This window comes from Microbacterium sp. UBA837 (genome assembly GCF_002296025.1).
Classification (GTDB): domain Bacteria; phylum Actinomycetota; class Actinomycetes; order Actinomycetales; family Microbacteriaceae; genus Microbacterium.
This window is the reverse complement of record NZ_DBHD01000176.1, coordinates 1-9,365: the sequence shown is the minus strand read 5'-3', so window position 1 is coordinate 9,365 and position 9,365 is coordinate 1. Positions and strand designations below refer to the sequence as shown.

Annotated in this window: 9 protein-coding genes and 1 pseudogene; 3 read left to right on the top strand and 7 right to left on the bottom strand. The window is 66.4% G+C overall.

The window, feature by feature from the left end; translation table 11 throughout:
• Positions 1-119: 119 nt before the first annotated feature.
• Both B3587_RS12695 and B3587_RS12690 read left to right on the top strand, forming a co-directional pair.
• Positions 120-932 carry a TspO/MBR family protein gene (locus tag B3587_RS12695; protein WP_228178527.1) on the top strand — a complete coding sequence of 271 codons (813 nt, stop codon included), beginning with the start codon at positions 120-122 and terminating at the stop codon, positions 930-932.
• A gap of 56 nt (positions 933-988) precedes the next feature.
• On the top strand, positions 989-1,843 hold the full coding sequence (locus B3587_RS12690; RefSeq protein ID WP_292729185.1) for an N-acyl homoserine lactonase family protein: 855 nt from the start codon (positions 989-991) through the stop codon (positions 1,841-1,843).
• Positions 1,844-1,857: 14 nt separating this feature from the next.
• On the opposite strand, the gene B3587_RS12685 is transcribed toward B3587_RS12690, so the two are convergent.
• A complete protein-coding gene (locus B3587_RS12685) occupies positions 1,858-2,829 on the bottom strand; it encodes a DNA topoisomerase IB (RefSeq protein WP_228178529.1) in 972 nt (323 codons plus the stop codon).
• Between the two features lie 167 nt (positions 2,830-2,996).
• Between B3587_RS12685 and B3587_RS12680 the strand changes: the two genes are divergently transcribed.
• Positions 2,997-3,452, top strand: coding sequence for an SRPBCC family protein (locus tag B3587_RS12680; RefSeq protein ID WP_228178530.1), 456 nt, complete (start codon positions 2,997-2,999; stop codon positions 3,450-3,452).
• Positions 3,453-3,510: 58 nt separating this feature from the next.
• On the opposite strand, the gene B3587_RS12675 is transcribed toward B3587_RS12680, so the two are convergent.
• The 6 genes and pseudogenes from B3587_RS12675 to B3587_RS12650 form a co-directional block, all read right to left on the bottom strand.
• A complete protein-coding gene (locus tag B3587_RS12675; RefSeq protein ID WP_228178531.1) occupies positions 3,511-4,296 on the bottom strand; it encodes an ABC transporter permease in 786 nt (261 codons plus the stop codon).
• A 14-nt stretch (positions 4,297-4,310) separates the two neighbouring features.
• Positions 4,311-5,222 (bottom strand): ABC transporter permease, encoded by a 912-nt coding sequence (locus tag B3587_RS12670; RefSeq protein WP_228178532.1) that lies wholly within the window; start codon positions 5,220-5,222, stop codon positions 4,311-4,313.
• Between the two features lie 2 nt (positions 5,223-5,224).
• Positions 5,225-6,370, bottom strand: coding sequence for an ABC transporter ATP-binding protein (locus B3587_RS12665; RefSeq protein ID WP_292729179.1), 1,146 nt, complete (start codon positions 6,368-6,370; stop codon positions 5,225-5,227).
• Between the two features lie 6 nt (positions 6,371-6,376).
• On the bottom strand, positions 6,377-7,618 hold the full coding sequence (locus tag B3587_RS12660; RefSeq protein WP_228178534.1) for an ABC transporter substrate-binding protein: 1,242 nt from the start codon (positions 7,616-7,618) through the stop codon (positions 6,377-6,379).
• A gap of 204 nt (positions 7,619-7,822) precedes the next feature.
• Positions 7,823-9,211: an aspartate aminotransferase family protein gene (locus B3587_RS12655; protein WP_292729176.1), complete on the bottom strand. Its 1,389-nt coding sequence runs from the start codon at positions 9,209-9,211 to the stop codon at positions 7,823-7,825.
• Between the two features lie 43 nt (positions 9,212-9,254).
• A pseudogene (locus tag B3587_RS12650) lies at positions 9,255-9,365 on the bottom strand (AsnC family transcriptional regulator); the annotation flags it as partial.

Genomic DNA, 9,365 nt, shown 5'->3' with positions numbered 1-9,365 from the left:
ATGGGTATCCCCACACGGGCGCCGGTACATCGTGAAGCCCGAACGACACCTCCCCACCTTCTACCCCAACGCAGCCTGAACCTGGCCCGCTGGCCGCAGGTGCGTAATACCGGGGGGGCATGAGCGCGACGGAATCAGCACGCGGCAGCGACGTGACCCGCCAGATCCTGGTGATCGCGGCCTTCGTCTTCATGATCATCGGCGACGCCGTCGGCCTCGGAGCCTTCGGCGGCACGCCGATTCAGGATGCGCAGGGCGGGTCCTTCTCGCCGGACACGTCCTACCTCACGCCGGCTACCGAGGCCTTCGCCATCTGGACGCCGATTTATCTCGGCCTCGCGATCTACGTCATCTGGCAGGCGCTCCCGTCGCAGCGCGCCCGTGATCGTCAGCGCAGCCTTGGCTGGCTCATCGCCCTCCCGATGGTGCTCAACGGGCTCTGGCTCGTCACCGTGCAGTTCCTCTCGGTCTGGGCGACCGTGGTCTGCATCATCCTGCTCCTCGCAGCGCTCGTCATCACCTACCTTCGAGCGGTCCGCACCCGGGAGCCGGCCGATGGCTGGCTCGACGGCATCCTGATCGACGTCGTCACCGGCCTGCACCTCGGCTGGGTGGCCCTTGCTACCGTCGCGAACATCGCCGCGGCGCTCACGGCGACCGTCCCCGCCGACTGGGAGAGCGCGGCATCCGTCGTCGGAGTCATCGTGCTCATTGTCGTTGCCGCTGTCGCGCTCGGCATATCGGCGTCGGGCGGGTGGCGTATCGCTCCCGTCCTGTCGATCGCGTGGGGGCTCGGATGGCTCGCCGTCGCCCGTCTGCTCGGTGACCTCGTCGACGTCCCGATCGGGATCACGGCGATCATCGTCGCGGTGATCGTGATCATCGTCCCGGTTGTCGGCAGGCTCATGCGTGAGCGCACACTCGCCGACTGACACGCCGGAACCTCGTCGCCCCGTGCGCGAAACAGCGACCTGGCACACTGAACCACATGACTAGCGGCGTCGGGCGTGTATCGGTTCTGAGCATCGGCGAGGTGCGGCTGCGGCGGCACAACATCGTCGGCAATGGCACCCCCATGCTGTGGTGGACCTTCACGTCGCGGCGATGGACGGATCCGTTGCCGGTCAATGTCGTTCTCGTTGAACACGAACAGGGCTGGGTTCTCTGGGACACCGGGCAAGCGCCAGCGTCAGCCGACACGCCGCGCGAGTACTTTCCGGGCGGTTTCGTCGGCGCGGTCTACGCGCGGCAGGTTGATTCGACCCTGACACCCGGCCAGGGACTGGGTGAGCAGCTCGAGCTCGCCGGCGTGCCGATCGAGCGACTTACCCTCGCCGCAGTGTCCCACTTGCACTATGACCACGCAGGAAACGTCGGTGAGCTCGCCGCGGCCGGCATCCCGGTGCTCGTCAGCGAACAGGAGCATGCCGTGCTCACGGGCAAGTCCCCACACATGCACGGCGTCTTGGCCGAGCACTTGCTCGATGCGGCTGTTCAGTGGCGGCCCGTCACGTTCGCACCGTCCGAGGATGCAGCGCTCGTCGACTTCGCCGGCGCGTACGACATCTTCGGCGACGGCGCACTGACGCTCCTGCCGACCCCGGGTCACACCGCCGGGTCGATGAGCCTGCTCGTCCGCCGCAGCAACGGACGAAACGCGCTCCTGCTCGTGGGCGATGCAACCTACGATCCGAGCCTCATCGAGAAGGCGGTCGTTCCGGACGTGGGCGACAGAAAGCAGCAACGCGAGACACTGCGGCAGTTCGCAGCTTTGCGCGAGCGGCTACCGGGCCTTCAGGTGATCGCCGGTCACGATCCCCGGGCGGCCGAACTCGTCGCCTGACAGCACGCGCACCGTCACCGAAGCATCGCGCGCAGCTCCGACTCCACGGATGCCGGACGCGACGGGTCGATCGTCGTGCCGTGCTCGTAGGCCTCCACGATCCGCGGATCCACGTAGCTGCTGCGAGCGATCGCCGGGGTGTTGCCGAGGACGAACGCGGCGTCTCGCATCGCCGCGGCGACCATGCGCGCCCGCCGCGACGGCGACTCCACCGGTCCCGCTTTCGCAAGGCTCAGCGCCGCAGCCGCGGTGCCGTGCAGGGTCCGGAAGTCCTTGGCGGTGAAGTCGCCGCCCGTGCGTCGGCGGATGTCGGCATTGATTTCCTCGGGGTGCAGCGGGTGCACCTCGCCGTCGCCGTCGCGCCAGGCCAGCAATCGTGCCCGCCCGCCGCGGCGTTTCAGGGCTCGCACCACCGCAGCGAGGTCGGGGTCGGTCAGCTCCGATTCCCATGGCTGACCGCTCTTGCCCGGAAACCGCAGCTCGACGCGCTCACCGTCGTGCACGCTCGCGTGGGCGCACAGCAGCGTGCACAGGCCATAGCTGCCGTGCACGTCCGCGTAGCGTTCTGACCCGACCCGCAGGCTCCCGGTGTCGAGCATCCGGAACGCCGTCGCCAGGACGCGGGAGCGCCCGAGCCCGTCGGATCGCAGATCGAGCGTCACCGTGCGCCGGGCCCCCGGTAGCGTCTCGGCGAGGTCCAGCATCCGTTCGAACTTGACTCGATCCTGACGCTCGCGCCACACCTGGTGATACAGATACTGGCGCCTGCCGGCGTCGTCGACGCCTGTTGCCTGGATGTGCCCGTGGGGATGCGGTGAGATCCAAACGTCGTTCCACGCGGGTGGAATCGCGAGGTCCGAGATCCGCTCGCGGGTGGCCTCGTCGGTGATCGCCGCACCCGATTCGTCGAGGTAGGCGAACCCCCGTCCGCGACGCACGCGCCGCAACCCGGGTTCTGTGGTGCGACTGCGACGGAGGCGGGGCATGCGTTCACGCTACGCCGCCGCGATGGGGGCGAGGGCGGTTCGGTGATTCTGACCGCGGCGCGGATGCTGTCAACCCCCTCAGCGACTCGTGTCGGCATCCGTATCGTCGCCGTCGACCGATCGCCGATCCGGCGACCGGCAGCACGGTGACCATGAAGGAGACCGTCATGACAAGCACGATGACCGCAGACATCGAGGTGGACGCACCGATCCGCGCCGTCTACGACCAGTGGACGCAGTTCGAGGAGTTCCCCGAGTTCATGGGATCAGTGAACTCCATCACCCAGACCACCGACGACCTCACACACTGGTCGGTCAGCATCGGCGGTGTCGAGCGCGAGTTCGACGCCGAGATCGTCGACCAGGTTCCCGACGACCACATCGAGTGGGCGAGCACGGGGGAGCGGGTTCACACCGGACGCGTCGCGTTCACACCTGTGAGCGATGACCGCACCCGCGTTGAATTGCGCATGGAGTGGGAGCCCGAGACCTTCATCGAGAAGGCGGGCGCCGGACTCAACCTCGATGAGGCAGCAGCACGCATGGACCTGGAGCGCTTCAAGTCGTTCATCGAAGACCGCGGCCGCGAGACCGGCGGCTGGCGCGGCGAAGTCCACAACTGACGACACCACCGAAGCTCCCCGCACGCCCAGTAGGGTGCGGGGAGCTTCGGCGTTTCACTCAGCGACCCCGACGAACCGCCGCACGGCGCGCGTTCACGATCCCGTACGCCAGCGTGCCGATGATCGCGAGCAGGAACACCGCTGACGCGATCACGTTGGCCTGCGGCGGGATGCCGCGCTGAGCCGCAACGTAGATGTAGACCGGGAAGGTCTGCACCGAGCCGGACGTGAAGTACGTGATGATGAAGTCGTCGAAGCTGAGGCTGAACGACAGCAGCGCCGCAGCGATGATGCCCGGCAGCAGCAGCGGGAACGTGATGCGCCAGAACACCTGGCGCGGCGAGCCGTAGAGGTCTCGTCCGGCCTCTTCGATCGAGGGGTCGAGCGAGAGGGCTCGGGCCCGCACCGTCACCACGACGAAGCTCAGGCAGAACATCGTGTGGGCCAGGATGATCGTGCCGAGGCCTTTCGCGACGCCCATCGTCAGGAACTGGGCGGCAAGACCGGCGCCGATGACGACCTCGGGGGTTGCCATGGGCAGGAACAGCAGCAGGCTGATCGATCCGCGGGCCTTGAACTGGTAGCGCACCAGTGCCAGGGCGATCATCGTGCCGAGGGTCGTGGCGATGATCGTGGCGACAAAGCCGACGAGGATGCTGTTGCCGAACGCCACACACACTTCGGGCTGTTCGCAAACGGTGAGCCAGTTCTCGATCGTGAACCCGTTCCAGGTGATGTTGGTGCGGGTCGTCTCGTTGAACGAGAACAGGAACGTGTAAGCGATCGGGATGAGCAGCACCACGAACGCGGCGATGACGTAGATGCCGAGGATTCGGGACCGCACGGTCCATTGCGTTTTCACAGGAGGTCATCCGTTCCCGTGCGCCGCACGTAGCTGCCGACGATGATGAGGATGACGGCCATCAGCAGGATGCTGAGGGCTGCCGCCTGTGGGTAATTCACTGTGATGAGGAACTTCGACTGGATGACGTTTCCGATCATCGTCGTCGACGGGCTTCCGAGGAACGCCTGGCTGGCGTTCACATAGTCACCGGATGCCGGGATGAAAGTGAGCAGCGTCCCCGACACGACGCCCGGGAGCGAGAGCGGGAACGTGACCCGCCAGAACGTCTGCCCCGGCGTGGCGTACAGGTCGGAGCTCGCCTCGAGCAGGCGCGTATCGAGCCGGTCAAGCGAAGCGAACAGCGGTAGCGTCATGAACGGGATGAAGTTGTAGGTCAGACCGAAGACGACGGCGAATCCCGTGCCCGTGATGTGATCTTGCGGCCCGAAGAGCCCGATCGTCTGCAGGAACCCGACGACGGGTCCCTCGTCGGCGAACAGCGCCTTCCACGCCAAGGTCCGCAGCAGGAACGAGATGAAGAACGGCGCGATCACCAGCACCAGCAGCAGGTTCCGGATGAGCGGCCTGTCGCGCAGGACCACACCGATGAAGTACGCGATCGGATAGCTGATCAGCAACGCGAAGAGGGTGGCCAGCAGCGCGTACCAGAACGAGCGGAGGAACTGGGGCCAGTACTCCGCGATCACGTCGACGTAGTTCTGCCAGTTGAAGGCGTAGTAGAACGCGCCGTACTGCGACGTGTCGTTCACGCCGAACGAGGTCATCAGCAGCGACACGAACGGGACGACGAAAAACAGCGCGAGGTAGGCGAGCCCCGGCAGCAGCAGCGCGAACGCCACCCAGCTGGCGCGACGCTGCGGCGACGCCTTCTTCGTATCGGCGACAGCCAGCGCCGACATCGCCATGGCTAGGAGTCCTCGCTGTCGGCGATGGCCTCGGCTGCCCCCGCCTGGGCGTCGGCATCCAGCCCGAAGGTGTGCTCGGGTCGCCACCGCACCCAGACTTCGCTTCCGACCGAGAAGACCGAGCCGAACACCATGTTCTGCTCGAACACCCCGACGGGTCCGATGCCCGGCATCTCGACGGTGTATTGCGTGCTCACACCGGTGAACGAGAGGTCGGTGATGCGACCGGGGCCGAGGACGTTGTCGTCGGTGGTGGGCGCTTCGGCAGCGAGCATGAGTTTCTCGGGGCGAACACCGACGGTGATCTCGCCGGATGTCGAGACGGCGCGATCGATCGGCATCCGGAGTGTGCCCCCGGCCGCCGTGCGAGCCACGAGGGTGCCGCCGACCGCCGATTCGACGGTCGCTGCGATCAGGTTCGACTGACCGAGGAAGCTCGCGACGAACCCGGTGCGCGGGAGTTCGTACAGTTCCTGCGGCGCACCCATCTGCTCGATGCGCCCGTGGTTCATGACGGCCACGGTGTCGGCCATGGTCATGGCCTCTTCCTGGTCGTGCGTGACGTGCAGGAACGTGATCCCAACCTCGTCCTGAATCGTCTTCAGTTCGGACTGCATCTGGCGACGCAGCTTCAGGTCGAGGGCGCCGAGGGGCTCATCCAGCAGCAGCAGCGCCGGTCGGTTGACGACGGCTCGCGCGAGCGCGACACGCTGCTGCTGACCACCCGACAGCTGCGAGGGCTTGCGCCCCGCGACGTGGTCGAGCTCGACGAGCTTGAGGGCGTCGAGAGCGCGGCTGGAAGCATCCGTGACCTTGCGCCGACGCAGCCCGAACTCGACGTTCTCTTGCACCGTCATGTGGGGGAAGAGCGCGTAGCTCTGGAAGACCGTGTTCACCGGCCGCTTGTGCGGCGGCACGGATGTCACGTCTTTGCCGCCGATCGAGATCGAACCCGCGGTGGGTCGCTCGAGCCCCGCGACGATGCGCAGGGTCGTCGTCTTGCCGCAGCCCGACGGGCCGAGCAGGGCGAAGAACGAACCCGCCGGAATCACCAGGTCCAGATCGTGCAGAGCGGTGAAGCCCGGGAAGGTCTTGCGGATGCCGCGAAGCTCGAGGTCAGCGCCGGCCTCGGGTGTCGATGTGCTCATGCCCGGTCAGGCGCCGAGTCCGACGGCTTCGAACTCGGCGTTGTACTTCTCCTGCTCCTGGTTGCTGAGCGCCCGGAAGATGTACGCGTTCGCGAGCGTCGCCTCGTCAGGGAAGATGAGCTGGTTATCGACCATCTCGGGGTCGATGTCGGCCATCGCTTCCTGCGCTCCGACGACCGGGGTGATGTAGTTCACCCAGGCGGCGACCTCGGCGGCGACCTCGGGCTGGTAGTAGTAGTCGATCAACGTTTCGACGTTGGTCTTCTGCTGCGAACCGATCGGGATCATGAAGTTGTCGCTCCAGAGCGTCCCGCCCGAGTCGGGGAGGGCGAACCCGAACTTGTCGTAGCCGACCTCCGCGTTGATCGCGGTGATGTCGCCCGACCACACGATCGCGGCGAGTGTGTCTTCGTTGATGAGGTCGTCGGCGTAGGAGTTGCCCTTGATGTTGCGGATCTGGCCGTCCGAGACCTGCTGCGCGAAAACGTCGATCGCGTTCTGGAACTCGGTGTCGCCCCACGAGTCCGACGAGATGTCGACGCCCTGGCTGAGCATGATGAGGCCGATGGTGTCGCGCATCTCGCTGAGCACGCCGACGCGACCCTTCAGGTCGGGGTTCCACAGGTCTTCGACGGATGCCAGGCCGTTGGGGAGCTTCTCGGTGTTCCATGCGAGACCCGCAAAGCCTGACTGCCAGGGCACCGAGTTGGCGCGGCCGGGGTCGAAGCTCGGGTTCATCAGGCTCGGGTTGAGGTTCGCGTAGACGTTGGGCATCTTCGCCTTGTCGAAAGCCTGCGTGTAGCCGGACGCGATCCAGATGTTCGCCATCCAGTCGGTGAGGCAGACCGTATCGGCGCCGATGCCCTGGCCGAGCGCCAGCTGGTCGCGGACCTTCGCGAAGTAGGTGTTGTTGTCGTCGATCGCAACGTCGTAGTTGACGGTGATGCCGGTCTGGTCCTCGAACGCCTGCAGCGTCGGGTGGTTGCCGTCGTCATCCTCGTCGAGGTAGAACGACCAGTTCGCCCAGGTGAGGGTCTTCACGCTCGACGAGAGGTCCTCGGGGGCGGTCAGCGCTGAGCCGCCCGTGGAGTCCGAACCGCCGACGCGGCCGGTGCAGGCTGCGAGGAATCCCATGAGCGAGAGGGCACCGGCGCCGGCGAGCACGCCGCGACGGGAGATCTGCGCTGCGCGGGCCTGCGAAATCAGCGCTCGGATCATCGGATCGGAGGGGAGTGGACGGTCGGGCATAGTCGGTCACCTCAATCAGCTGAATGCGTGCTGTGCACGGATTGTCAGTGATCGTGTCACGACATCACCCGAGGCGGCAAGCGCAATCCGCAGTCCGAAACAAACTTGATACAGGAATCTGTCGTTTCAAGTAACGCGCGCGACGGTTTCACGTGCGAAAGCTGCGGATTCCGACGTGGCCGGAATCCGCAGCTTTCGAATCCGCTACAGCAGGCTTGCGGCGCGCGTGAGAACGTCGCGCAGGATCTGCTCGAGCTCGTCGAACTCTGAAGGTCCGATCGTGAGCGGCGGCGCGAGCTGGATGACGGGGTCGCCGCGGTCATCGGCGCGGCAGTACAGGCCAGCGTCATAGAGTGCGCCCGAGAGGAATCCGCGCAGGAGCCGCTCGGACTCGTCGTCGTTGAACGTCTCGCGCGTCGCCTTGTCTTTCACGAGCTCGATGCCGAAGAAGTAGCCGTCACCGCGCACGTCCCCGACGATCGGCAGGTCCAGCAGTTTCTCCAGCGACGCCCGGAACAGGGGTGAGTTCTCGCGGACGCGCTCGTTCAGGCCCTCCTCGTCGAAGATCGCGAGGTTCTCCAGCGCGACAGCTGCCGAGACCGGATGCCCGCCGAAGGTGTAACCGTGCAGGAACGAGGTGTGGCCGTGGCGGAACGGCTCGTAGATCCGGTCCGAGATCACGGTTGCGCCCAGCGGCGAGTAGCCGCTGGTGAGGCCCTTGGCCGAGGTGATGATGTCGGGCACGTAGTCGTACGCATTGCAGGCGAAGGTGTGGCCGATGCGGCCGTACGCGCAGATGACCTCATCCGAGACCAGCAGCACGTCGTGGCGGTCGCAGATCTCGCGGACGCGCTGGAAGTAGCCGGGGGGAGGGGGGAAGCATCCGCCCGAGTTCTGCACCGGCTCGAGGAAGACCGCGGCAACCGTCTCGGGGCCTTCGAACAGGATCATCTCTTCGATGCGGTCAGCAGCCCAACGCCCGAAAGCCTCGAGGCGGTCGCCCTCGCCGTCCCAGACGAACCCGGCCTCTTCGGCGCGGTAGGCGTTGGTGTTCGGCACCCGGAAAGCGCCGGGGACGAGGGGCTCGAACGGAGCCTTCATGACCGGGATGCCGGTGATCGCCAGGGCCCCCTGCGGGGTGCCGTGGTAGGCGATCGAGCGCGAGATGACCTTGTGCTTGAGGGGCTGGCCCTGCAGCTTCCAGAACTGCTTAGCCAGCTTGAAGGCTGTCTCGACGGCCTCGCCGCCGCCGGTCGTGAAGAACACGCGGTTCAGGTCGCCGGGTGCCTCGTCGGCCAGGCGGTCGGCCAGCTCGATCGCCGACGGGTGCGCGTACGACCACAGCGGGAAGAACGCGAGCTCTTCGGCCTGCTTCGCAGCAGCCTGAGCGAGCCGCTTGCGGCCGTGGCCCGCGTTGACGACGAACAGGCCGGAGAGGCCGTCGAAGTAGCGCTTGCCGCGGTCATCCCAGATGTGGTGGCCTTCGCCGCGCACGATGACGGGCACCCCGGAGCTGTCGAGCACCGACTGGCGGGTGAAGTGCATCCACAGGTGGTCTTGGGCCTTCTTCTGCAGATCGGCGGGGGAGTTCATGACGGGTCCTTTCGGGGCGCGGTAGCGGCGGCGCGGGGTGCGATCACTGCGTGCCCCAGTCGTAGAGCTGTTTCACGAGGCGGAGGTAGACAAAAGACTCGGTGGCGACGACGCCGTCGATGGCGCGGACGCGCTTGTTGAGCAGATCGATGAG

What these genes read in the sequence shown, in the direction of transcription:
- B3587_RS12695 (WP_228178527.1), top strand. Translation starts at nt 120, where the DNA reads ATGAGCGCGACGGAATCAGCACGCGGCAGCGACGTGACCCGCCAGATC.
- B3587_RS12690 (WP_292729185.1), top strand. Translation starts at nt 989, where the DNA reads ATGACTAGCGGCGTCGGGCGTGTATCGGTTCTGAGCATCGGCGAGGTG.
- B3587_RS12685 (WP_228178529.1), bottom strand. Translation starts at nt 2,829, where the DNA reads ATGCCCCGCCTCCGTCGCAGTCGCACCACAGAACCCGGGTTGCGGCGC.
- B3587_RS12680 (WP_228178530.1), top strand. Translation starts at nt 2,997, where the DNA reads ATGACAAGCACGATGACCGCAGACATCGAGGTGGACGCACCGATCCGC.
- B3587_RS12670 (WP_228178532.1), bottom strand. Translation starts at nt 5,222, where the DNA reads ATGGCGATGTCGGCGCTGGCTGTCGCCGATACGAAGAAGGCGTCGCCG.
- B3587_RS12665 (WP_292729179.1), bottom strand. Translation starts at nt 6,370, where the DNA reads ATGAGCACATCGACACCCGAGGCCGGCGCTGACCTCGAGCTTCGCGGC.
- B3587_RS12660 (WP_228178534.1), bottom strand. Translation starts at nt 7,618, where the DNA reads ATGCCCGACCGTCCACTCCCCTCCGATCCGATGATCCGAGCGCTGATT.
- B3587_RS12655 (WP_292729176.1), bottom strand. Translation starts at nt 9,211, where the DNA reads ATGAACTCCCCCGCCGATCTGCAGAAGAAGGCCCAAGACCACCTGTGG.